Raw genomic sequence first — 23,224 nt, forward strand, 5'->3', positions numbered from 1 at the left:
TAAGTGAGTAAGCACCATGAGCCTTTCCCTTCGCGACCAGTTGCTCAAAGCAGGTCTGGTCAACCAAAAGCAGGCCAAGCAGGTCGGCAAAGACAAACAGAAACAGCAGCGCCTGGTCCACAAAGGCCAGATCGAGGCCGATGACACCCAGGCACGCCTGGCTGCCGAGGCGCACGCCGAGAAGGTCAAGCGCGACCAGGAACTGAATCGCCAGCAGCAGGAAAAAGCCGAGGCCAAGGCCCGCACGGCCCAGGTCAAGCAACTGATCGAAACCTCGCGCCTGCCCAAGCTGACCACCGAGGACTACTACAACTTCGTGGATGACAAGAAGGTCAAGCGCCTGTCGGTCAACACGTTGATGCGCAACAAACTGAGCAACGGCTCCCTGGCGATCGTGCACCACGGTGGCGGCTACGAGGTGATCCCGCGTGAAGCGGCGCTGAAGATTCAGGAGCGCGCACCAGAGCGTATCGTGCAGCTCAATATCCTCACCGAAAGCCAGGTGCCGGATGAGGACGATCCATACGCGGCCTACCAGATCCCGGATGATCTGATGTGGTAAGGCGTTAAAAACAACAAACCCCGCTCAAAAGGCGGGGGTTTGTGTTTTTAACGCGCAGCTTCAGCCGATCACCAATCCACTGCATAACTGACGCTGAAGGTACGCCCTTCAGCGTTCGGGTATGGCGCACGGGCGTTGGCCTGGGCAAACATGTTCTGGTAATTGCGGTTACTGAGGTTGTAGATCGCGCCTTCCAGGCGACCGACTGGCAACCTGACCGAACCGAGCAGGTCGACCAGCGTATAACCTTTGATATCGCGGCCGTTGTTGTCTTTGGCCGCGGCGTCATAGTCGGCCAGTTGCATGCCTTGCAGGCGCAGGCTGTAGTCGCCACGGTCATAGCCGACAAAGGCGGTGGTCTTGGCAGGCGAGATACGTGTGGCGGGCAGGTCGATCCATTTGCCGTTTTGCTGGGTCTCGCCTTTGGCGTAGGCGTAAGTGCCGCCTACCGACCATTGATCGGTGACGTTGTAGGTGAGGCTGGTTTCGATGCCGCGCACGCGCTCCTTCTGGTTGATCAGGCGCAACACACGATCATTGGCATCATAGAACTGGGTGACGTCCGAGGTGTTTTCATACGCGGTGACGTTGGCCAGCCACTTGTCCCAGTTGCCACGCCAGCCGAGCTCGTAGCTGTCGACCTTGAGGGCTTGGGCGTTCAGGTCTTGAATGTCGTACTTGCTGTTGACGTCACGCAGGAAGCGCTGGATATCCGGTAGGGAAAACCCCTGGCTGAAATTGACGAACACATCCTGGTTTTCACTCAGGTGGTACACCGCACCCAGGTTGTAGAGCGTGTCATCGTATTTGAGGGTGCCGCCCGGCAGTGTGGCGCGGTTGCCGGTCTGCACGATCTCGCCGTAGGCAATGCTGTCGGACACTTCGCTTTCGATCCACTCACGGCGTATGCCGCCACGTAAGGTCCAGTCATCGATATTGTAGGACAGCTGACCAAAAATGGCTTTGGTGGCGGTTGCGATGTCCGGGCCCATTTCAAAGGTGGTGCCGGTCTTGGTATAGCTCAGGCCATTGACCCGGTATTGATCGCCGCGTTGGCGCGAGGTTTCGTGGTCATAGTCGGCGCCCCAGACCAGGTTGCCGGTCGCCGCGCCGATGTCCGGCATTTGTGTATCGATCGCTGCCCGCACACCATAGACGTCTTGCACACTGTTGTTGTCCGACACCCCGGCACGACCGCGAGACAGGTCCGGGAAGAACAGTGCATCGGCACGCCGCCAATAACTTTCGACCTGCAAGCCCTGGCCGTAGAAGTCCTTGTCGGCGTAATTGAGGTTGACCGCCTGGTTGTGGGTGAAGGGCTGGTCATCCAGGTCCAGGCCTTTAACCGCGACCGCAGTGCTGGTGATGCGTGGGTTCTTGGTGTAGCGGGTGTCCTGTTCATCTTTATAGTCTTGCAGCGACAGGCTGATCTTCTTGTCGTCATCCAGCTCATAGCCGAAGCGACCTTGCAGGTCGTAGGTGTCGGTGTCCATGTTGCTGCCCTGGGACGTGTCCTGGGGAATGCGTTTGCCGTTACCGTCGAACTGGTCGTTGCGTTGCACCGTATTGCCCGACACGTACCAGTCCACCGGGCCCTTGCGGCCGGTGGCACTTTGGAAGGCTTCGTAGGAGAACCCTTTGTGGCTGAAGTTGTTACCGGCGGTCATGCCGATCTTGCTGCTGAAGGCCAGGTCTTCGCCTTTGTTGCGCTTGGTGATGATGTTGATGATGCCGCCTGACGCGCCGGCGCCATAGACGCTGCTGGCGCCGGAAATCACTTCGATGCGCTCGATGCTTTCCGGTGCCACGCTGTTGAGCTGGCGGAAGTTGTCACGCGTGGCGTTCTGGGACACGCCATCAATCAGGATCAGCGTGTTGCGCCCGCGCAGCGTTTGACCGAAGTTGCTCATGCCACCGCTGGAGGGCGCTATGCCCGGGACCAGTTGCCCGAGGATATCGGCAACCCGACGTCCTGCTGCTGTCTGTTGGCGGATCTGTTCTTCGTTGATGACCTGCACCGAGCCTGGGATCGCGGCAATGCTGGTTTCACTGCGAGTGGCTGAAACGACCGTCGCCTGCAATTGCAGGTTGGTAGCCGCCGCTGGCGCGTCTTCAGTCTGATCAGCCCAGACAGGCACGCTTATCGAACCGAGCAGGGGCAGCAGGACGGCCCATTGTGATTTGTTCATGATCTTGCCTTTGAGTTATTAGAAGTATTGACAGAAAAATCGGTAGTTTCAGGTGTTCGGGTGAACGAACGGATGGCGCGGATACCCAGGGCCGCCAATGCATAGGTCAGTGCCACCAGCCAAAAGCTGTGCGCCAAGCCCACCATTGCCATGCCGAAGCCACCCAACAGCGCACCGCACAACGCGCCACCTTTTGCGGCGCTGTTGCCCAGGCCCAAGGCAAACCCCTGCTGGCTCGGTGCGACGGTATTGGCGATCAACGTGTAGGCGACCGGCAGCAGCGCGCCTTGCCACACGCCCCACAGCAGCCGGCTGGCGAGAAACCCCAGCCATTCGCCGGCCATCGCCGTGAAGGCCAGCGTCAAGGCGCAAAACCAGGTGATCCATTCGATGATGCGTAATGTGTGCGCCGCCGGGTGTCGGTCAAACAGGCGGCCCCATAGCGGCGCGGACAGCGCGAGCGTCAGAGCACTGGCGGCGTAGCTGGCGCCGATCAGCCAGGCAGGGGCGTGCAGAACATCGGCGACGTACAAGGCATAAAACGGTTGGGGCATCATCTTGGCTGCCTGGATCAGCACGATGATGGCGAGCATTGCGCCGAGCCAGCCTTTGGGCAGTGCCGTAGGCGTTGAGGTGCGTGCCGGTCTTGAGCGCGGCGCATCGCTGGGTAAAAACAGGCTGATCAACGCGCACAGCAGGCAAACCGCCGTGGCGCTGTAGCACAGCAATGCGAAGCCGGAAATATCCATCAGCCAGCCACCCAGCACCGGCCCGGCCAGCGAACCCACGGCGGTAGCCGATTGCAGCCGCGCCAGAATGTGCCCGCGCCCACCTTCGGCGCAGTACGCCAGCGCGTAGGCTTGGGCCGCTGCAATAAAGCCGGCCAGCGCACCTTGTGCCACGCGGATGACCACCAGCAGCCACGGATCGGTGGTGACAGCGGCCAGCGCCTGGCATACCGCCAGTGCCAGCAGCGCGCGAATGATCATCGGCTTGTGGCCGGTACGATCACCCAGGCGCCCCCACATTGGCGTGAGGATCATCGCCGCCATCATCGGCCCGGCATACACCAGCGACGACAGCAGGCCGGTGTACTGGGCGTTGGCCACGCCCAGCAGCTTCTGGATCTGCAACGGCCAGAAGGGGCCGCTCATTTCCATGGCGCCCATCGACACCAGCTGAATCACCACCAACAGGCGCAGTGCAGTGTTGTTAGCCGACATTGGCGGCAGTGCTCAGCGGGTTCGGCAGGCGCCCGACGATGTCGGCGTGGCTTTCCATCAGGCGCATGCGCATAAACGACTTGGCTGGCCAGTCCTGCTCCAGCAGCGCGGCACGTTCGGTCTGCCAACGTTGGGGCTCGACCTGGCTGCGCAAATTATCGAAACACTCGCGGACCTGGGCTGACAGCTCGTCCCACAGCAGCGCCTGGGGAATATCGAAATGGCGCGCACTGAGCAATACCAGTTCGCCCAAGTGGCACATGAACACCGTGTGCAGCAACTTGTCGCGCACGAAGCCAGCGTCGTCGTACAAGGTCATCTTCGGGTCGTGCAGTTCGATGTCCAGGCCGTGTGCGTGCAAGGTCTTGCGGTCGATGCGGATATCACCGAAATCACGCAGCAACAGGCGGTTTACTTGCCCGTCTGTGCCCATGACCATAAAGGAGTTCTGCTGATGGGCCTCGAAGGCCACGCCATAACGCAAGTACATGCCCAGCAGTGCCGGCACTGCGATCGATGCATAGTCTTTAAAAAACGCCTGCATGGCCGGCGCGTCGTCGGTGCCTTTGCTCAGGCGTACCCACTGCTTGAGCAGGGGTTGCCCATGCTGATCGATGGCAAACAGGCTACCTACCGGAATGGCCATTTCGCCCGGTTCAAGCAGGCTCTGCGGGTTGTCCCGGTACAGCACGGCCAGGTGTCGCGAGTGTTCGTCATTGGCAGGTTGTGGTTGGAAATGCACGCCGAGTCGTTCGGGCACGATGCTCAGGATTTTTTGAATTTTTGGCTCGCGTGCCAGGATGGTTTGCAGCAGATGGCTGATCCGTGGGCCCATGCGCGCGGAGCGTGGCGACACTGTGCGCTGCACACTGGTCAAGCGCAGCGACACCGGAAGCTTGACCATTGGCGCGTCGCACCGGCCTTCGGGCAACACGGTCCTGAACGACATGGTCGGGTGGGCGGTGAACGCGACGATGTCGGTCAGCACCAGCAGCCGGTCGCCGATTTCATTGGCGAACAGTTGCGGCAGCTCTTGGCGAGCCTGCCAAGGGTGAGCGGGCATCGGCAGGTAGTCGCCGGCCTCAAGGCCTTGAGCGCTTAAGTGCGCTGTCAGTTGGCGGGCGGCCTGCGGGAAGTGGTTTTGCCACCACTGCCAGTAATCTGCAGTACCCGCCAGGCTTTCGACATGGGCGTACTGGCGGTGCAGCGCGCAGAGTAATACCGGGAAACGCGCCTCGAACTCCGGCGAGAATTCAATCACCTGCTCTGTTCCCAGGCCCAGCTTTGTCTTGTAGTTGGGGTGCCATGGATGGCCCAGGGTGCCCCATTGCTCAAGTACTGATGTCGGGTTGGAAATGCTTGGGTTGTTGTTGAGGTAGCTGAGCAAATTGTTTTGATGCGCGGGGGCCATTGCGGCGTGCAGCTCGAGGGTCCACTGCTCGTGGAAAGCGAGGCACAGCGTATCGTTGACAAGGCTGTCATCTATCTCGCTGTTGAGGCGGCTCAAGACGTCGGGGGCGGCAGATGATTCGAGGCTGCTGTTGAGTAATGTCAGCAACTGCGATGGGAATCGGATTGTCTGTTCAGGCTGGCCAGCGCGCAGGGCACTCACCGTGCCGCGCAAATCCCAGCTGGCCATGCGGCCCGGGCGCAGGTGATCGAAGCGTAGGCGGGTGTGGTCGGGCAGCTCCAGCCAGCAGCGATTGTGTTCGTCATAGGTGCGCGTGCCGGGGTTGAGCAGACCTTCACGGAACAATGCCTGGATCAGGCGCTGGAAGCTGCGTTCGGCGGCAGGTGCGAGGGTATCGATCAGGGCATCAAGCGTGACGTGCTTAGCCTGGAATTGGCGAGTGGAAAGTGCTTCACCCCAGCGTTCAAGCAGTAGTTTTTCCGGTGTGGCGACGTGTCCGTGCATCAAGTCGAACTCCTTATCCGTGGGGCTGAGTGAAAAGCGAACGGATACTATCGAGAATCATTACCAAATGTCTATTTGTTGTTACGCTTTTTGCGGAAACGATTATTCAGGGAGTGAAAGGAGGGCGGTTCGAAGACGAAAAGAGCGACCACGCGGGTCCGTAGTCAGGGCTTGAAGCGTCTAAATCAGGCTAGTTCAGTGTCTTTGAGATGACTTGTAATACGCGGCCTGAGGTCTTGTAGGATGTGTCTGTTTTCATACGGTTGTGGCAGAACACGGGAAAACGACGGAGGTGAGAAACGAAAAACCCCGCTCAAAGGCGGGGTTTTTGTGGGCGGGCACACCAGCTGCTGTGTGGGGCTGGGTGGCTACCAGATTTCAGAGTTTCAGGAGCCTTCAGCCTGGCGTTTCATCTCAAGAGATTCGAGCTCGTTTTTATAATTGTGGGCTTCGTTCTCGTTGTGGAACATGCCGACCAGTTGGTCTTGTTGATGTACATCCCAGATGTGAATCCCATGGCCCAGTGCTTCGTGGGACATGTGTGCATCGTCGCGTTCAGTTACTTTTACAGTCATCTGCTTGCTCCAATCTCTGGTTGATCTGCGGCAAGTCGTCGCAGGTCTCTTTTATATGTTTTGTTAGCTTGCTAAGTAAACCGATTTTGCACGCAACTATTTATTGCAGGAAACGCAACAGTGCTGCAGCCCGCGTAAAACGCGACATTGCGTCGCAGGGTGCTGAGTTTTATGACAAAAGTTTCATGTTCGGGTGGGCTTAAAGTCTTGTGGTGACCGTGCTGGCCCCATCGCAGGCAAGCCAGCTCCCACCCTTGAAGTGCATTCCAGGGTGGGAGCTGGCTTGCCTGCGATGGCGGTAGCTGCCTTAACAAAAAACAGCAGGCGAAAAAAAGCCCCGCATTCAGCGAGGCTTTTTTAAATCACATCACGGTATCAGCTACCTTTGATAGCCTGGCCATCAACCGTACCGTCCAACAGCATGATGTTGTATTCCTTGCCGTCGGTTTCCACTTGGCGCAAGGCTACCAAAATGCCACCCAGGTCCTTGGCAAACCACATCTGGGTAATGCGCTTGCTTTGCGTCGGGTCACGTACACGTTCAACCTTGATAGCATCGATGGAGCCGACCTTGGTCTGGACTTTTTCCGGGCCGATTACGCGGAAGTCGTAGGTGTCGGTGTCGGTGCCTTCAACGACGATGTAGCTCATGCTCTTTTTGCCGGCCGCCACGTCACGTTGCAGTGCCAACTGATAGGTCGACTTGTCGAGCATGCCGCTTTGCAGGGGGACATTGACCGGGTCTTTGTTTTCAAAGCCGGTGACTTTCTTGGCCGTCTGGTCGAAGTCCAGGTTGATCTTCTTCGACTTGCCGAGGCCGCCACGCTCGAAGCTGTAGCTCACGGGCTGCAGGGCATCTTTGTCGAGACGGATCACGCTGGTCTCGGTGAGGCTGGCGATCATCATGGATGCCTTGAAATTCAAGGTCCATGAGCCATTGTCATTCTTGACCAGGCTGCGTTCGGCCGAACCACTCATGGGCAACTGTTTCCAGTCGGCGGTGTAGCTGGCGGAGAAAGGGTGAAGGTCTGCCGCTTGCACGGCGGGCAAGGCGAACAGCGCAAAAGCGAAGAGCAGGGCGCGACGCATAAAATCTCCTAGGTTCGAATCAAGTGGCCGCTGGCCGCGAGTAACTGACCGTCCAATAATGCACCCTGTTCGCCGAGAATCAATCGTCCTTCGGCAAACCAGCGAACAGCCAGCGGGTAAATCCTGTGTTCCTGGGTGTGAACCCGTTGCGCAAGTGTCTGCGCCGAATCTGCAGACTCTACCGGAACCACTGCCTGTACGACCAGAGGCCCGCCATCGAGTTCCTCGGTGACAAAGTGCACGCTGCAGCCATGCTCCGTGTCGCCGGCCTCGAGGGCGCGTTGGTGCGTGTGTAACCCTTTGTATTTGGGCAGCAGGGACGGATGGATATTGAGCAGGCGCCCTTGGTAGTGCCGCACGAAATCGGCGCTGAGGATGCGCATGAAGCCGGCAAGTACTACGAGCTTGGGGTTGAAGGCGTCGATCAGTTCGATCAAGGCGCTGTCGAAGGCCTCGCGACCTTCGAAAGCCTTGTGATCCAGCGAGCGGGTGTCGATACCCGCGTCCCTGGCGCGTTGCAGGCCGTAGGCGTCGCTGCGGTTGGAGATCACCGCAGCGATGCGCGCCGGGCTGTCGCCGGTGCGCGTGCTGTCGATCAGGGCCTGCAAGTTACTGCCGGTGCCGGAGAGCAGCACCACGACATCACAGGTCTCAGGCATCAGTGAGCCTTGAGGTTCTTCAGTTCAACCTGGGCCGCGCCTTCCGGGGCGGTCGCGATCTGGCCGATCACCCAAGGCTGCTCGCCCGCTTCACGCAGTACCTTCAGCGCGGTTTCAACGTGCTCTTGCGCCACGCAGATGACCATGCCCACGCCGCAGTTGAGCACGCGGTGCATTTCGGTTTCGTTGACGTTGCCTTGCGCTTGCAGCCAGTCGAACACGGCAGGACGCGTCCAGCTTGCTACGTCGACAATCGCCTGGGCGCCTTTTGGCAGCACGCGCGGGATGTTGTCCAGCAGGCCACCACCGGTGATGTGAGCCATGGCTTTGACGGCGCCGGTGTCTTTGATCAGCTTGAGCAAAGGCTTCACGTAGATACGGGTCGGGGCCATCAGCAGGTCGGTCAGCGGTTGGCCGTCGAGCTGGGTGTTCTCGATGTCGGCGCCGGACACTTCGATGATCTTGCGGATCAGCGAGTAGCCGTTGGAGTGCGGGCCGGACGATGGCAGGGCGAGCAGGGCGTCACCGGCGGCAACTTTGGAGCCGTCGATGATTTCGGCTTTTTCGACAACACCCACGCAGAAACCGGCCAGGTCATAGTCTTCGCCTTCGTACATACCTGGCATTTCAGCGGTTTCGCCGCCGACCAGGGAGCAACCCGACAGTTCGCAGCCGGCGCCGATGCCGGTGACCACTTGTGCAGCGGTGTCCACGTTCAGCTTGCCGGTGGCGTAGTAGTCGAGGAAGAACAGCGGCTCTGCGCCACACACCACCAGGTCGTTGACGCACATGGCAACCAGGTCGATACCGATGGTGTCGTGCTTGTTCAGGTTCAGCGCCAGGCGCAGCTTGGTGCCCACGCCGTCGGTGCCGGACACCAGCACAGGCTGCTTGTAGCCGGCCGGGATTTCGCAGAGGGCGCCAAAACCGCCCAGGCCGCCCATGACTTCGGGGCGCGCAGTGCGCTTGGCGACGCTCTTGATGCGTTCGACCAATGCTTCACCGGCGTCGATGTCTACACCGGCGTCCTTGTAGCTCAGGGAGGGTTGCTTGCTCATGATCCAGGCCTTTAGGGGGGATTTCTGGGTAACGACCGAGCCGGCAGGCGCTTTTGGTAAAAGGCCCAGCCGCTGACGGTCTGCGAAGGCGCGCGATTTTATCAGGCTTGAGGGGCAGCGGCCATCCTCGGGCCGACGGGCAGGGCCATATAGCTTAAAAAAGCCGCTTAAAAAAATGCTAAACGTGCCGGTAATGGCGTGTATTAAGGTATAGCCTTTAACCCGCTATCGTTATGACAGTACAAAAACTGCCATGACCCTGTGAATGTTTTACCGGCTGCTGTGGTCACAGCCTTGCCAAGCCGAGTTCACGCGGTCTGTTCCAGCCGCTAAATTTGTCGTTCGGGAATCTTCCATGCGTCTGTGTAATGTCTTCTTTGTAGGCTGCTTGTCGTTGGTCAGCCTGGCGAGTCATGCCGAAACCCTCAATGGCCTTTATCAAGTACTTGAACCGGTTGCCAGCCAGTCGCCCCAAGAGCGTGACCAGGCCACCCAGCGCGCCGTGCAAACCCTGGTAATCCGCCTGACCGGCGATGCCAAGGCTGCCGACGGCCCAAGCCTGGCGGCGATCCGCAAAGACCCGCAGCAAATCATCAGCCAATACGGCTACGACGCCGGCCCACCGGAAAGCCTGCAGGTGGACTTCGACCCGGTGAGCACCGATCGCGCCCTGCGTGAAGCTGGCCTGTCGATCTGGGGCAGCAATCGGCCGTCGATCCTTGGCTGGTGGCTCAACGATTCCACTGACGGCAGCAGTCTGGTCGGTGATGGCCAGGCGATAGCCGGTGCGCTGCGCCGTGCCGCACAACACCGCGGCTTGCCGTTGCGTTTGCCGTTGGGTGACCTGGATGAGCAAGTCGTCGCCACGGCGCCGAATCTGGAAAGTGCCGATGCCACGCCCTTGCGCGCCGCCTCTGAGCGTTATGGCGCCGACGCATTGCTGGCCGTGCACGCGCGCCAGGAAGGCAACCAGTGGCAGGCCAAATGGCGCCTGTGGCTGGGCGACAAGAGTGAGCAGGGCACCGCCCAGGGCGCTGACACTGGCGCGGTCGCCGATGCCGTAATGTTGGCGGTCAGCCAAAAACTGGCACCGCGCTTTGCGGTCAAGCCAGGTGTGAGTACCGAACAGTTGCTCGAAGTGCAGGGCATGAATCTGGAGCGCTATGCCGCTTTGGGTCACCTGCTTGAACCCTTTGGTGCTCAGCCGCAGCGGGTGGATGGCAATCGCATTGTGTACCGGGTCAACGGTAGTGCCGATCAGTTGCGTACGCAGTTGAGCCTGGCCAAGTTGCAGGAAGTGCCTGCGGGCGAAGCGCCGGTTCAACCGCCGGTAGCCGATGGTACGCAGCCGCCGGCAGCCCCCGAGCCTCAGGCGCAGTTACGTTTTCGTTGGTAGGTGATCTTCCTTCTATATAGATAGAAGGAAGCAAATGAGAGATGGAGTGGTTTATGGCGGATACGCGTCGTTGGGTGTGGCTTGGTGGGGTTGTCCTGCTGTGCGTTTTTGTGTTCTTGCTGCATTCGATCCTGACGCCGTTCCTGGTGGCGTTGCTGCTCGCCTATCTGTTCGATCCCGTGGTGGATCGCCTGGAGAAAGTCGGCATGTCGCGCACCTGGGGTGTGGTGACGGTGTTTGCACTGTTCACGTTGATCATCACGGTGCTGGTGCTGGTGTTGGTGCCGATGCTGGCCAAGCAGCTGTTCCGTCTTTATGAGCTGGCGCCGCAAATGCTCGACTGGCTGCAGCACACGGCTATGCCGTGGGCCCAGGCCAAGCTGGGGCTGGCGGATGGCTTCTGGAAGTTCGATAAGGTCAAGGCTGCGATCAGTGAGCATATGGGCCAGACCACCGATATTGTCGGTGTGGTGCTTAGCCAGGCCACAGCCTCCAGCCTTGCATTGATCGGCTGGCTGACCAATCTGGTGCTGATCCCGGTGGTGGCGTTCTACCTGCTGCGTGACTGGGACATCATGATGGCCAAGATCCGCAGCCTGCTGCCACGCAACAATGAAGAGCGCATCGTTTCCCTGGCGCACGAGTGCCACGAGGTGCTCGGCGCGTTCGTACGCGGCCAGTTGCTGGTGATGCTGGCGCTGGGGATCATCTATGCCGCCGGCTTGATGGCAATCGGTTTGGAGCTGGGACTGTTGATCGGCTTGATCGCAGGCTTGGCCGCCATCGTGCCGTACATGGGCTTTGTGATCGGTATCGGCGCGGCGCTGGTGGCCGGGCTGTTCCAGTTTGGCGGTGATCTGTACCCGATGCTCGGGATCGTCGCGGTGTTCATGGTTGGCCAGGCCCTGGAAGGCATGGTGCTGACGCCGCTGCTGGTGGGGGACCGGATTGGCCTGCACCCGGTGGCAGTGATCTTTGCGATCCTGGCGGGCGGTGAGCTGTTTGGCTTTACCGGCATTTTGCTGGCGCTGCCGGTGGCGGCGGTGATCATGGTGTTGGTGCGCCACGTGCATGATCTGTATAAAGATTCGGATGCGTATACCGGGGTTGAAGACCCGGATCTGTAACCGTTTCGCAACAAACCCGGCCTAAGCCGGGTTTGTTGTTTCTGGGGCGGGGTGTCAAACAATTTGCGCAAATCGCCCCAAGTTAACGCAAACCTTTGATTTTGCTTGTGGTCTGCTGCATTGTGCGCCCGGCTTCACGGGTATAAACTTTGCAAACTTTACACAGAGGCCACTAACGGTTCGTTTGGAGCCGTTCAGTCAGCATGAAACCGATTCAGCTGCCCTTGGGTGTGCGTCTGCGTGACGACGCCACCTTTATCAATTACTACCCAGGCGCCAATGCCGCTGCACTCGGCTATGTCGAGCGGCTCTGCGAAGCCGACGCCGGGTGGACTGAAAGCCTGATCTATCTGTGGGGCAAACACGGCGTGGGGCGTACCCACCTGTTGCAGGCCGCGTGCCTGCGCTTCGAGCAGATGGGCGAGCCGGCGGTATATCTGCCACTGGCTGAGCTGATGGACCGTGGCATCGGCATCTTCGACCACCTTGAGCAATACGAACTGGTGTGCCTGGATGATCTGCAGGCCATCGCCGGCAAGGCGGATTGGGAAGAGGCGCTGTTTCACTTGTTCAACCGCCTGCGTGACAGCGGCCGGCGCTTGTTGATTGCTGCGTCCACCTCGCCGCGTGAGCTGCCGGTGAAGCTGGCTGACCTCAAGTCACGCCTGACTCTGGCGCTGATCTTCCAGATGCGCCCGCTCTCAGACGAAGACAAGCTGCGTGCCCTGCAATTGCGCGCATCGCGCCGTGGCCTGCACCTTACCGATGAGGTCGGGCACTTTATCCTTACCCGTGGCACCCGCAGCATGAGCGCGTTGTTCGATTTGCTCGAACAGCTCGATCAGGCCTCCTTGCAGGCTCAGCGCAAGCTGACCATTCCGTTCCTCAAGGAAACCCTCGGCTGGTAGCCAAGCCTTGTCCAGTGGGGTTTTCGGCAACTTCCAGGCGCCAGAAAACCTGCGTTTGGGCCGGTTTGGCCACGCAACAGGCATGAATAGGGTGTTAAGGGCTTAGATGTCATAGTCCAAACAAGAAGTCACATAGATCACGATTGAATTTGCAAATCGATGTGATAGAGGGCATAGTCTCGACTTCTTTACACATCAGCCACGGTCGTGCCCATGCTAAATCGCTTCGCACCCCTCGTGCCTCTCGCACTCGTTACCCTGTTGTTTGGTTGCGCCACCCACACTCAAAACGTGGCTGAGCAGCACACACCACAGGTTCAAAATCAGGCAAAGTTCGTTGCAGCGCAGTCTTCTACTGTTTATGAAGAAGCTCTTTATAAAGAAGAGCAGGCTACTGAGAAAGAACTGGCTGCCTTCGCCGGCAACAAGCCTTACCAGCTTCCCGTTCTGGCCGACAGCATTCTCGAACGCGGTATGTCCCTGATCGGTACCCGTTACCGTTTCGGCGGTACCTCTGAAGCCGGTTTCGACTGCAGCGGCTTTATCGGCTACCTGTTCCGTGAAGAAGCCGGCATGAATCTGCCACGCTCGACACGCGAAATGATCAACGTGGATGCACCGTTGGTCGCACGCAACAACCTCAAGCCCGGTGATCTGCTTTTCTTTAGTACGGCAGGCCGTGGTCGTGTAAGCCACGCCGGTATCTACTTGGGCGATAACCAGTTTATCCACTCCAGCAGCCGTCGCAGTGGTGGTGTTCGAGTCGACAACCTGGGCGACAGCTACTGGAGCAAAACCTTCATCGAAGCCAAGCGCGCACTCGCCATGGCCCCGACTACGGTTACCGCTAGTAAGTAAAGTTAAAGTGATACTTGAAGTTTGACGTGTAAGCGCTAGAATCCCTGGACATTGTTGTAATCCGTTCGCGCGAGCTTTGCTTGCGCGTTCTGGTTTTCAGCGTTCGGCAGCGAAAGCCGCATCCAGATCAGGATTGTTCTGCCCATGTCGACCTCAGCCCGCCTCATTCTGCTGGTATGTGCCGCGCTCCTCAGCGCCTGCGCAAGCCGTCCACCGCCGCCTGCGCCTGTCGCGGTCAAGCCCAAGCCGGTGTTCAACTATTCCACCCAAAATTTCTCGCCAGCCGCCGAAGACGTGCTCTTCCGTGCGCTGGGCCTGGTCGGCACGCCTTACCGTTGGGGCGGCAATACGCCGGACTCCGGGTTTGATTGCAGTGGCCTGATCGGCTTTGTGTACCGTGACGCCGCCGGCATCAGCCTGCCGCGCACCACCCGTGAACTGATCGTGATGCGCGCTCAGGATGTGAGCGAAAACAACCTGCAAACCGGCGACTTGATCTTCTTCGCCACCGGCGGCGGCTCGCGAGTCAGCCACGCAGGTATCTACGTGGGTGAAGGGCGCTTCGTACACGCCCCGCAAACCGGCGGTACGGTGAAGTTGGACACCTTGTCCAAGGCCTATTGGCAGAATGCCTACCTGAGCGCCAAGCGCGTGCTGCCGGCGAGCCTGGCGCGTAATCCTTAAGTCACTCAGGCCCAAGTGTGGGAGCTTGCTTGCCTGCATTGGTGTACATATCCGTTGCTGCGCTAACGGCCACTTAGGGTTCCGCCCTTACGGCGGGTCACTTTTGCAAGGACCGGAATGCCGGCCCAGTCAAAAGTAACCAAAAGGTCCTCGCCCCAACACTCGGTGCCTCGCTATGGCTCGGCATGCCCGCAATCCGCCAGTGATTTGGGGGGGGGCGCCGCGATGGGCCCGCTGCGATGGCATCAACTCGGTGTGTCTGAGACACCGAGGTGTCTGCATCGCAGGCAAGCCAGCTCCCACAGAAAAGCAGTTCTTCAGTGTATTCAGATAGGCTTTTGCTTTGCACTTGATCTGGCTTTTGCTTCAACCACTCAGGTCGGCTTTCAGGCCGCCGTGCTTTAGATCTTGATCTTGATCTGAGACGCCCCGTTAACCACGATGGCCGAACGCAGGCTTGAATCCGTGGGTAACCCGGCAGGACGCCGGGTTAGCCGCGCTGGGCCAAGGATGGCCCATCGCGGCGGCCCACGGTGAGGGCACACCGAGCCTAAGCGAGGTGCCGAGTGGTGGGGCACAGACCTTTTGGTTACTTTTGGGGCGTTTGCCAAAAGTGACCCGCCGTAAGGGCGGAACCCTAAGCAGCCGTTACCGCAGCAACGGATATACACCCCTACTGCCAGGATAAAACACCCCAACACCCCAGACGCCAATATCTGTGTAGATGCCTATGCTGCGATGGTATCGCCTCGGTTTAACTGAAAGGCCGACGCGATCCCATCGCAGGCAAGCCAGCTCCCACACAAACCCCACATTTAGTCTGAGGCAGGCTCAGGTTCGGCTACTTAGCCGCCGACACCCGCCACACCTTATTCCCCACATCATCGGCCACCAGCAAATCCCCTTGCTGATCAATCACCACGCCCACCGGCCGGCCCATGGCTTTCTCGTCTTTATTGAGGAACCCGGTCAGCACGTCCACCGGCTGCCCCTTGGGTTGCCCACCCTCGAACGGCACGAAGATCACCTTGTAGCCACTGTGCGGTTTGCGGTTCCACGAACCATGCTGGCCAATAAATGCGCCGTTGCTGAACTGCGCCGGGAGTTTGCTGCCCTCGGCAAACGTCAGCCCCAGGGAAGCGGTATGCGGCCCAACGGCATAGTCCGGGGCGATGGCCTTGGCGACCAGGTCGAGGTTTTGCGGTGAGACCCGCACGTCCACATGCTGGCCGTAATAACTGAAAGGCCAGCCGTAGAACGCGCCATCCTTGACCGAGGTGATGTAGTCCGGCACCAGGTCGCTGCCGATCTCATCGCGCTCGTTGACCGCCGTCCACAGCTTGCCGCTCTGCGGTTCCCAGGCCATGCCATTGGGGTTGCGCAGGCCGGAAGCGAAAATCCGGTGCTGGCCCGTGGCGCGGTCGACCTCCCAGATCGCCGCGCGGCCTTCCTCCGCCGCCAGGCCGTTCTCACCGACGTTGCTGTTGGAGCCGACACTCACATACAGCTTGCTGCCGTCCTTGCTGGCCACCACGTTTTTGGTCCAGTGGTGGTTGATGCTGCCGCCCGGCAGGTCGACCACCTTGGTGCCGACCTCCTTGATCGCGGTTTCACCCGGTTGATAAGGGAAGCGCAGCAGCTTGTCCGAGTCGGCGACGTACAGGTCGTTACCCACCAGCGTCATGCCAAACGGCGAATTGAGGTTCTCTAGAAACACCGTGCGCGTCTCGGCCACACCATCATGGTCGGCATCGCGCAGCAGTGTGATGCGGTTCGGGCTTGGCACGCCCGCGCCGGCGCGGCCCATGACTTTCTCCATCACCCAGCCACGAATGCCGGTGGCGTCATCCGGCTTGGGTGGCGAATTGGTTTCGGCGACCAGCACATCACCATTGGGCAACACGTAGAGCCAGCGCGGGTGATCCAGGCCTTCGGCAAACGCCGCCACTTGAGTGCCGGCGGCGGCTGTCGGCTTGGCGCCTTCCGGCCAGCCGATCGCCGGGGCGATGTTGACGGTGGGGATCAGGGTTTTGTTCGGCTCCGGCAGTTTGGGCGATGGCCCGGTGCCGTCCGAGACCTGCAAGGTAGAGCTTTCACCGCAGGCGGCGAGGGTGCCAGCGAGCATGATCAGTAAGGCGAGTCTGGTTTTGTGCATGGTTTTCTCCTTGATACCTGTAAAGGTAGAGAAGCACGGCAGTCGGATGGTTCAAGTGCAAGGCCAGCTTTAATTGACGCTCCACCCCCAACCCACTAACCTTCGCCGCTTGTTCCAGGTGCTCTGTGGCCCATGTGCCGACAGAGTGAAACAGGGAAGCCGGTGAGTGAGCGCGCTTGTACACAGCGCAGCCGCAATTCCGGCGCTGCCCCCGCAACGGTAAATGAGTGAAAACGGTGCATTTTGCCACTGTATCCGCGTGATATGGGAAGGCGCACCGTTGGCCTGCTCGCGCTATAAGCCGAGCGCCACTTATGAGCCCGGAGACCGGCCTGGATCATCCAACAGCATCACGGTGGGCGATGCTTGGCTGTCTGTTTGTGTTTTTCCTGCCCGCCGTTTTTTGTCCAGCCCCAACGGAGAGCTGCCATGACTGATTCCCCCGACCGCGACGAACGCCACCTGGCGCGCATGCTGCGCAAAAAAGCCGTGATCGACGAGCGTATCGCCAATTCCCCCAACGAATGCGGTTTGCTGCTGGTGCTGACCGGTAACGGCAAAGGCAAAAGCAGCTCGGCGTTCGGCATGCTTGCCCGCGCCATGGGCCACGGCATGCAGTGCGGCGTGGTGCAGTTCATCAAGGGGCGCAACAGCACCGGCGAGGAACTGTTCTTCCGGCGCTTCCCCGAGCAGGTGCGCTTCCATGTGATGGGCGAAGGCTTCACCTGGGAAACCCAGGACCGTCAGCGCGATATCGCTGCCGCCGAAGCCGCCTGGGCGGTTTCCCGCGAATTGCTGCAAGACCCGTCAATCGGCCTGGTGGTGCTGGACGAATTGAACATCGCCCTCAAGCACGGCTACCTCGATCTGGACCAAGTACTCAGCGACCTGCAAGCCCGCCCGCCGATGCAGCACGTGGTGGTCACCGGCCGTGGCGCCAAGCCTGAACTGATCGAAATGGGCGACACCGTCACCGAAATGGGCATGCTCAAACACGCGTTCCAGGCCGGTATCAAGGCACAGAAGGGCGTCGAACTTTGAATCAGCCCCGTCATTGCCCAGCCGTATTGATCGCCGCTCCGGCGTCCGGCCAGGGCAAAACCACCGTTACCGCCGCGCTCGCTCGCTTGCACCGCAACCTGGGGCGCAAGGTGCGCGTGTTCAAATGCGGGCCGGACTTTCTCGACCCGATGATCCACGAGCGTGCCAGCGGTGCGCCGGTGTATCAGTTGGACATGTGGATGGTCGGCGAGCAGGAAAGTCGCCGCTTGCTGTGGGAAGCAGCCGGCGAGGCTGACCTTATTCTCATCGAAGGCGTAATGGGGCTGTTTGACGGCACACCGTCAAGCGCCGACCTGGCGCGGCACTTTGGTGTGCCGGTGCTCGGGGTGATTGACGGCACCGCGATGGCTCAGACCTTCGGTGCCTTGGCATTGGGCCTGGCGCGTTATCAGCCGGACTTGCCGTTCGCCGGCGTGCTGGCTAATCGCGTCGGCACCTTGCGTCACGCGCAACTGCTCGAAGGCAGCCTCACTGAAGGCCTGCGCTGGTATGGCGCATTGTCCCGCGAAACCGGGATTGAATTACCGAGTCGTCACCTGGGCCTGGTGCAAGCCAGTGAACTCAATGACCTCGATGCCCGCCTGGATGCCGCAGCCCAGGCGCTGGGCAGCAGCTGCGAAGTGGCGTTGCCGCCACCGGTGACGTTCGCCGCGCCGCAGCTGATTGAAGCTGAGCCGCTGTTGGCTGGTGTACGGATTGCCGTGGCCCGTGATGAAGCCTTCGCGTTCACCTACGGTGCCAGCCTGGACCTGCTGCGGGCAATGGGCGCTGAGTTGGAGTTTTTTTCGCCGATCCACGATCACCAATTGCCCGACGCCGACAGCCTGTACCTGCCCGGCGGCTATCCCGAATTGCATCACCGGGCGCTGTCCGAAAACACCTCGATGCTTGCGGCTATCCGCGCCCATCATGCGGCCGGCAAACCGCTGCTGGCGGAATGTGGCGGCATGCTCTACCTGCTGGATTCGCTCACCGATGTGGAGGGCACCCGTGCCGAACTGGTCGGCCTGCTGCAAGGCGATGCGGTGATGCAAAAGAAACTCGCGGCCCTTGCCCTGCAAAGTGTCGAGTTGCCGGAAGGCGTGCTGCGTGGCCATACCTATCATCACTCCTTGACCAGCACCGAATGGCAGCCGATTGCCCGTGGCCTGAGCCCCAATGGCGGACGCGGGGCGGAGGCGGTGTATCGGCAGGGGCGGATGACGGCTTCTTATGTGCACTTTTATTTTCCGTCGAATCCAACGGCGGTGGCCGCACTCTTTGCGCCTGTCATGAGCAACGCCTTCGCGAGCAAGCCCGCTCCCACAGGAGAATGCATTCCAGATGTGGGAGCGGGCTTGCCCGCGATAGGGCCATGACCAACAACGCCTATCCCCAAGCCGACCGCCAAGCCGTCTACCGCGCCATCGCCGAACGCCGCGACATGCGCCACTTCACCGGCGGCACAGTCGCGCCCCAATTGCTGCACCGCTTGCTCCAGGCCGCTCACCAGGCGCCCAGCGTGGGCCTGATGCAGCCCTGGCGGTTTATCCGCATCAGTGACCGACAACTGCGTGGGAACATCCAGCAGTTGGTGGAGGAAGAACGCGTGCGCACCGCCGAAGCCTTGGGCGAGCGCTCCGATGAGTTCATGAAGCTTAAGGTCGAAGGTATCCACGACTGCGCCGAAGTCTTGGTGGCTGCATTGATGGACGACCGCGAGCGCCACATCTTTGGCCGGCGCACCTTGCCGGAGATGGACATGGCGTCGTTGTCTTGCGCGATCCAGAATCTCTGGTTGGCCGCCCGTGTCGAGGGCCTTGGCATGGGCTGGGTCTCGCTGTTCGAGCCACAAGCGCTGGCCGACCTGCTGGGCCTGCCGCCCGGCGCCAAACCCCTGGCCGTGCTGTGCCTGGGCCCGGTCGCCGAGTTCTACCCGGCACCGATGTTGCAACTCGAAGGCTGGGCCGAACCACGGCCGCTGAGTGACATGTTGTATGAGAATGTGTGGGGAGTGAGTCAATGAGTGTGGCCTTGCTGTGTGTCGCTGCGGTGGCGCTGGATGCGCTGCTGGGCGAACCCAGGCGCTGGCATCCGCTGGTGGCGTTCGGCAATTTCGCCGGGCGTATCGAGCAACGTTTCAACACCGGTGGCCGTGGCTGGCGCAGCCACGGCGTGACCGCATGGTTTATCGCCGTGGTGCCGCTGACGCTGCTGGCCAGTGCGTTGTCATGGGCGCCCTATATCGGCTGGGTCCTGGAAATCCTGGCGCTGTACCTGGCGCTGGGCATGCGCAGCCTGGGTGAACATGTGATCCCGGTTGCGCAGGCGTTGCGCAGCGGTGACCTGGATGAAGCGCGCAAACGTGTGAGTTATCTGGTCAGTCGCCAGACCAGCGAGCTGGACAGCACCGAAGTCGCCCGCGCCGCCACCGAGTCAGTGCTGGAGAACGGCAGCGACGCAGTATTTGCCGCGTTGTTCTGGTTTGTGGTCGCCGGTGTGCCGGGCGTGGTGCTGTACCGGCTGAGCAACACCCTCGACGCCATGTGGGGCTATCGCAACGAACGCTTCGAGCGCTTCGGCTGGGCAGCCGCCAAGATCGACGATGTACTCAACTATATTCCTGCACGGCTGGTGGCGCTGACCTACGCCGTGTTGGGCAAAACTCGCTTGGCGCTCAGATGCTGGCGCACCCAAGGCCCGACCTGGGACAGTCCCAACGCGGGTCCGGTGATGGCGGCCGGGGCGGGCGCTTTGGGCGTCGAACTGGGCGGCGCGGCGATCTATCACGGCGAGCTGCATCAGCGTCCGCAGTTGGGCGAAGGCCCGGCCGCCGATGCCGACGCCATCGACCGTGGCTGGCAACTGGTGCAACGCGGCGTATGGTTATGGCTATTGATCCTCTGCGCGGGGGCGCAATTGTATGCTTGAGCACGGTGGGCGCCTGCGTAAGGCGGTGATTGAGTACGGGATTGCCGAGGCCGATTGGCTCGACCTGTCCAGCGGTCTCGCGCCCTGGCCCTGGCCGATCCCCGAGATCCCGCTGCGGGCCTGGGCGCGTTTGCCGGAAACCGACGACGGCCTGGAAAAGGCCGCCTGCGACTATTACGGCGCCGCCCACCTGCTGCCGGTACCGGGCTCCCAGGCGGCGATTCAACTGCTGCCGCGTCTGCGTCGTTCGGGCAAGGTTGGCGTGTTGTCGCCCTGTTACGCCGAGCACGCCGAAGCCTGGCGCCGCGCCGGCTATGTGGTGCGCGAAGTGCAGGAGCAGGAAGTCGACTTCTTTCTCGACAGCCTCGACGTGCTGGTGGTGGTCAACCCCAACAACCCCACCGGCCTGAGCCTGAGCCCACAACGCCTGCTGGACTGGCACGCGCGGCTGGCCCAGCGCGGCGGCTGGCTGGTGGTGGACGAGGCGTTTATGGACGTTACTCCGCAACTGAGCCTGGCTAGCCACACCCACCACGTCGGCCTGATTGTATTGCGCTCGTTCGGCAAGTTCTTCGGCCTGGCCGGTGTGCGCCTGGGCTTCGTGCTGGCCGAGCGCAGGTTGCTGCGGTTGTTGGCCGAACAGGTTGGCCCGTGGGCCGTCAGTGGGCCAACGCGCGTGCTCGGCCAAGTGTGCCTGCGTGATAGCGCCGGGCAGGTTCGTCAGCGTGAGCGTTGTATCGAAGCGGGTCGGCGCTTGTTTGACCTGCTCGAACGCCACGGCTTTCAACCCCACGGTGGCTGCGCGTTGTTCCAGTGGTTGATCACCCCGCACGCCGAACGCATGCATGAATTCATGGCCCAGCGTGGCATTCTGCTGCGCCTGTTCGTCCACGACAGCAGCCTGCGCTTTGGCCTGCCCGACACCGAGGCAGATTGGCTACGGCTCGACGAAGCCCTGGCTGCCTACAAGGAAGCACCATGAGTACGCTGATGGTGCAAGGCACCACCTCCGACGCGGGCAAAAGTACCCTGGTGACCGCGCTGTGCCGCTGGCTGGTGCGCCAAGGCATCGCAGTGGCGCCGTTCAAACCGCAGAACATGGCGCTCAACAGTGCCGTGACGGCCGAAGGCGGCGAGATCGGCCGCGCCCAGGCGGTGCAGGCCCAGGCCGCCAACCTCGCGCCGCACACCGACATGAACCCGGTGCTGCTCAAACCCAACAGTGACACCGGCTCCCAAGTCATCATTCACGGCCGCGCCGTGACCAGCATGAACGCCGTGGCCTATCACGACTATAAAGCCATCGCGATGCAGGCGGTGCTGGCCTCTCACACACGCCTGAGCGCGGCTTACCCGGTGGTGATGGTGGAAGGCGCGGGGTCGCCCGCCGAGATCAATCTGCGCGCCAATGACATTGCCAATATGGGTTTTGCCGAGGCTGTGGATTGCCCGGTGCTACTGATTGCCGACATCAATCGCGGCGGCGTGTTCGCCCATCTGGTCGGCACTCTGGAATTGCTTTCGCCAACCGAACAGGCGCGGGTCAAGGGCTTCATTATCAACCGTTTTCGCGGCGATATCGCCTTGCTGCAGCCTGGCCTCGACTGGTTGGAAGCGCGCACCGGCAAGCCCGTGGTGGGCGTACTGCCCTACGTGATGGACCTGCACCTGGAAGCCGAAGACGGCATCGACCAGCGCCAGATCGACAAGGCCGCCCAAGTGCTCAAGGTGGTGGTGCCGGTATTGCCGCGCATCAGCAACCACACCGACTTTGACCCGCTGCGCCTGCATCCCCAGGTGGATTTGCAGTTTGTCGGGCCGGGCCAGCCGATTCCGCCTGCCGACCTGATTATCCTGCCGGGCTCCAAAAGCGTGCGCAGTGACTTGGCCTATTTGCGCGCCAACGGCTGGGACACTGCCGTGGCGCGGCACTTGCGTTATGGCGGCAAGGTGCTGGGGATTTGCGGCGGCTTGCAGATGCTCGGCGAGCAGCTGCATGACCCGCTCGGGCTGGAAGGGCCGGCTGGCTCCAGTGAAGGCTTGGGGCTGTTGGCGTTCAGTACGACGCTGGAGGAAGAGAAGCAGCTGCGCAATGTGCGTGGGCGCTTGTTGCTGGAAGATGCCGAGGTCAGTGGCTATGAGATTCACGCCGGGGTGACTTGCGGTGAAGCGCTGGCGAACGCCGCCGTGCGGCTGGATGACGGCCGCAGTGACGGCGCCCAGAGTGCCGACGGGCAGATTCTCGGCACCTACCTGCATGGCCTGTTCGAAAGCCCCGCGGCGTGCAGCGCCTTGTTGCGCTGGGCTGGGTTGCAGGATGTGCAGGAGGTGGATTACCACGCCTTGCGCGAGCGCGATATCGAGCGTTTGGCGGACCTGGTGGAGAACCACCTGGACACCGCGTTGTTGCGCAAGCTATGCGGGCTTTAACAGTGTCCTGCGATCGCGGCCTGACTGACACAACCCGGTCAAAATGTGGGAGCTGGCTTGCCTGCGATGGCGGTTTGTCGGTGTACATATCCGTTAGCTGGGTAACGGCCACTTATGGTTCCGCTCTTACAGCGGGTCACTTTTGTAAAGACACAAAAGTAACCAAAAAGTCTTCGCCCCACCACTCGGCACCTCGCCTAGGCTCGGTGTGCCCGAACGCAGGCTTGAATCCGTGGGCCGCCGCGATGGGCCATCCTTGGCCCAGCGCGGCTAACCCGGCGTCCTGCCGGGTTACCCACGGATTCAAACCTATGTTCGGCCAGCGTGGTTTAACGGGGCGACTGAGATCAAAATCAAAAGCCAGATCAAAAGCAGATCTACCTTTCTGTGGGAGCTGGCTTGCCTGCGATGGCCATGGCTCAGC

Annotated in this window: 20 protein-coding genes and 1 riboswitch; of the genes, 12 read left to right on the top strand and 8 right to left on the bottom strand. The window is 60.9% G+C overall.

Annotated features, from left to right (window positions below; translation table 11 throughout):
- The first annotated feature begins 16 nt into the window (after positions 1 to 16).
- Positions 17 to 562, top strand: coding sequence for a DUF2058 domain-containing protein (locus P5706_RS08870; RefSeq protein ID WP_017134874.1), 546 nt, complete (start codon positions 17 to 19; stop codon positions 560 to 562).
- Positions 563 to 630: 68 nt separating this feature from the next.
- On the opposite strand, the gene P5706_RS08875 is transcribed toward P5706_RS08870, so the two are convergent.
- The 7 genes from P5706_RS08875 to purM form a co-directional block, all read right to left on the bottom strand.
- Positions 631 to 2,751 carry a TonB-dependent receptor gene (locus P5706_RS08875; RefSeq protein ID WP_285679021.1) on the bottom strand — a complete coding sequence of 707 codons (2,121 nt, stop codon included), beginning with the start codon at positions 2,749 to 2,751 and terminating at the stop codon, positions 631 to 633.
- Positions 2,748 to 3,974: an MFS transporter gene (locus P5706_RS08880; protein WP_285679022.1), complete on the bottom strand. Its 1,227-nt coding sequence runs from the start codon at positions 3,972 to 3,974 to the stop codon at positions 2,748 to 2,750. The genes P5706_RS08875 and P5706_RS08880 overlap by 4 nt, the downstream gene beginning before the upstream one ends.
- Complete coding sequence (locus P5706_RS08885; protein WP_285679023.1) at positions 3,964 to 5,889, bottom strand: IucA/IucC family protein; 1,926 nt, start codon at positions 5,887 to 5,889, stop codon at positions 3,964 to 3,966. Before P5706_RS08885 ends, P5706_RS08880 begins: the two co-directional genes overlap by 11 nt.
- A gap of 386 nt (positions 5,890 to 6,275) precedes the next feature.
- Positions 6,276 to 6,464 (bottom strand): hypothetical protein, encoded by a 189-nt coding sequence (locus P5706_RS08890; RefSeq protein ID WP_017134878.1) that lies wholly within the window; start codon positions 6,462 to 6,464, stop codon positions 6,276 to 6,278.
- Between the two features lie 375 nt (positions 6,465 to 6,839).
- On the bottom strand, positions 6,840 to 7,553 hold the full coding sequence (locus tag P5706_RS08895) for a DUF3108 domain-containing protein (protein WP_065929791.1): 714 nt from the start codon (positions 7,551 to 7,553) through the stop codon (positions 6,840 to 6,842).
- An 8-nt stretch (positions 7,554 to 7,561) separates the two neighbouring features.
- Positions 7,562 to 8,212, bottom strand: a complete 651-nt coding sequence (gene purN / locus P5706_RS08900) for a phosphoribosylglycinamide formyltransferase (protein WP_236370759.1) — start codon at positions 8,210 to 8,212, stop codon at positions 7,562 to 7,564.
- On the bottom strand, positions 8,212 to 9,270 hold the full coding sequence (purM, locus tag P5706_RS08905) for a phosphoribosylformylglycinamidine cyclo-ligase (protein ID WP_200431885.1): 1,059 nt from the start codon (positions 9,268 to 9,270) through the stop codon (positions 8,212 to 8,214). Before purM ends, purN begins: the two co-directional genes overlap by 1 nt.
- 355 nt (positions 9,271 to 9,625) lie before the next feature.
- Between purM and P5706_RS08910 the strand changes: the two genes are divergently transcribed.
- The 5 genes from P5706_RS08910 to P5706_RS08930 all read left to right on the top strand — a co-directional run bounded on the left by P5706_RS08910 (position 9,626) and on the right by P5706_RS08930 (position 14,243).
- On the top strand, positions 9,626 to 10,666 hold the full coding sequence (locus tag P5706_RS08910) for a DUF2066 domain-containing protein (RefSeq protein ID WP_285679025.1): 1,041 nt from the start codon (positions 9,626 to 9,628) through the stop codon (positions 10,664 to 10,666).
- Positions 10,667 to 10,719: 53 nt separating this feature from the next.
- Complete coding sequence (locus P5706_RS08915; protein ID WP_200431883.1) at positions 10,720 to 11,793, top strand: AI-2E family transporter; 1,074 nt, start codon at positions 10,720 to 10,722, stop codon at positions 11,791 to 11,793.
- A 203-nt stretch (positions 11,794 to 11,996) separates the two neighbouring features.
- Positions 11,997 to 12,701 carry a DnaA regulatory inactivator Hda gene (gene hda / locus P5706_RS08920; RefSeq protein WP_017134884.1) on the top strand — a complete coding sequence of 235 codons (705 nt, stop codon included), beginning with the start codon at positions 11,997 to 11,999 and terminating at the stop codon, positions 12,699 to 12,701.
- 213 nt (positions 12,702 to 12,914) lie between these two features.
- Positions 12,915 to 13,559 carry a C40 family peptidase gene (locus P5706_RS08925; protein ID WP_285679026.1) on the top strand — a complete coding sequence of 215 codons (645 nt, stop codon included), beginning with the start codon at positions 12,915 to 12,917 and terminating at the stop codon, positions 13,557 to 13,559.
- Between the two features lie 144 nt (positions 13,560 to 13,703).
- Positions 13,704 to 14,243, top strand: a complete 540-nt coding sequence (locus tag P5706_RS08930) for a C40 family peptidase (protein ID WP_056861462.1) — start codon at positions 13,704 to 13,706, stop codon at positions 14,241 to 14,243.
- An 841-nt stretch (positions 14,244 to 15,084) separates the two neighbouring features.
- Here P5706_RS08930 and P5706_RS08935 read toward each other — a convergent pair.
- The gene (locus tag P5706_RS08935; RefSeq protein WP_285679027.1) at positions 15,085 to 16,398 is read right to left on the bottom strand and encodes a PQQ-dependent sugar dehydrogenase; all 1,314 of its coding nucleotides are present in this window, start codon (positions 16,396 to 16,398) and stop codon (positions 15,085 to 15,087) included.
- A gap of 99 nt (positions 16,399 to 16,497) precedes the next feature.
- Positions 16,498 to 16,748, top strand: a riboswitch (cobalamin riboswitch).
- Between the two features lie 79 nt (positions 16,749 to 16,827).
- On the opposite strand from P5706_RS08935, the gene cobO reads away from it, so the two are divergent.
- From cobO to P5706_RS08965, 6 genes are read left to right on the top strand one after another with little or no spacing between them, the layout of a single operon-like run.
- Complete coding sequence (cobO, locus tag P5706_RS08940; RefSeq protein ID WP_010208674.1) at positions 16,828 to 17,439, top strand: cob(I)yrinic acid a,c-diamide adenosyltransferase; 612 nt, start codon at positions 16,828 to 16,830, stop codon at positions 17,437 to 17,439.
- Positions 17,436 to 18,818 (top strand): cobyrinic acid a,c-diamide synthase CobB, encoded by a 1,383-nt coding sequence (locus P5706_RS08945; protein WP_285679028.1) that lies wholly within the window; start codon positions 17,436 to 17,438, stop codon positions 18,816 to 18,818. The genes cobO and P5706_RS08945 overlap by 4 nt, the downstream gene beginning before the upstream one ends.
- Positions 18,815 to 19,465 (top strand): 5,6-dimethylbenzimidazole synthase, encoded by a 651-nt coding sequence (bluB, locus tag P5706_RS08950; protein WP_285679029.1) that lies wholly within the window; start codon positions 18,815 to 18,817, stop codon positions 19,463 to 19,465. Before P5706_RS08945 ends, bluB begins: the two co-directional genes overlap by 4 nt.
- A complete protein-coding gene (gene cbiB / locus P5706_RS08955) occupies positions 19,462 to 20,370 on the top strand; it encodes an adenosylcobinamide-phosphate synthase CbiB (RefSeq protein ID WP_285679030.1) in 909 nt (302 codons plus the stop codon). Before bluB ends, cbiB begins: the two co-directional genes overlap by 4 nt.
- Entirely contained in the window at positions 20,363 to 21,352 is a 990-nt protein-coding gene (cobD, locus tag P5706_RS08960) for a threonine-phosphate decarboxylase CobD (RefSeq protein ID WP_285679031.1), read from the top strand. The genes cbiB and cobD overlap by 8 nt, the downstream gene beginning before the upstream one ends.
- The gene (locus P5706_RS08965) at positions 21,349 to 22,800 is read left to right on the top strand and encodes a cobyric acid synthase (protein WP_170039154.1); all 1,452 of its coding nucleotides are present in this window, start codon (positions 21,349 to 21,351) and stop codon (positions 22,798 to 22,800) included. The genes cobD and P5706_RS08965 overlap by 4 nt, the downstream gene beginning before the upstream one ends.
- The last annotated feature ends 424 nt before the right edge of the window (positions 22,801 to 23,224 follow it).

The organism is Pseudomonas sp. ChxA, assembly GCF_030263855.1.
GTDB lineage: Bacteria > Pseudomonadota > Gammaproteobacteria > Pseudomonadales > Pseudomonadaceae > Aquipseudomonas > Aquipseudomonas fluorescens_CB.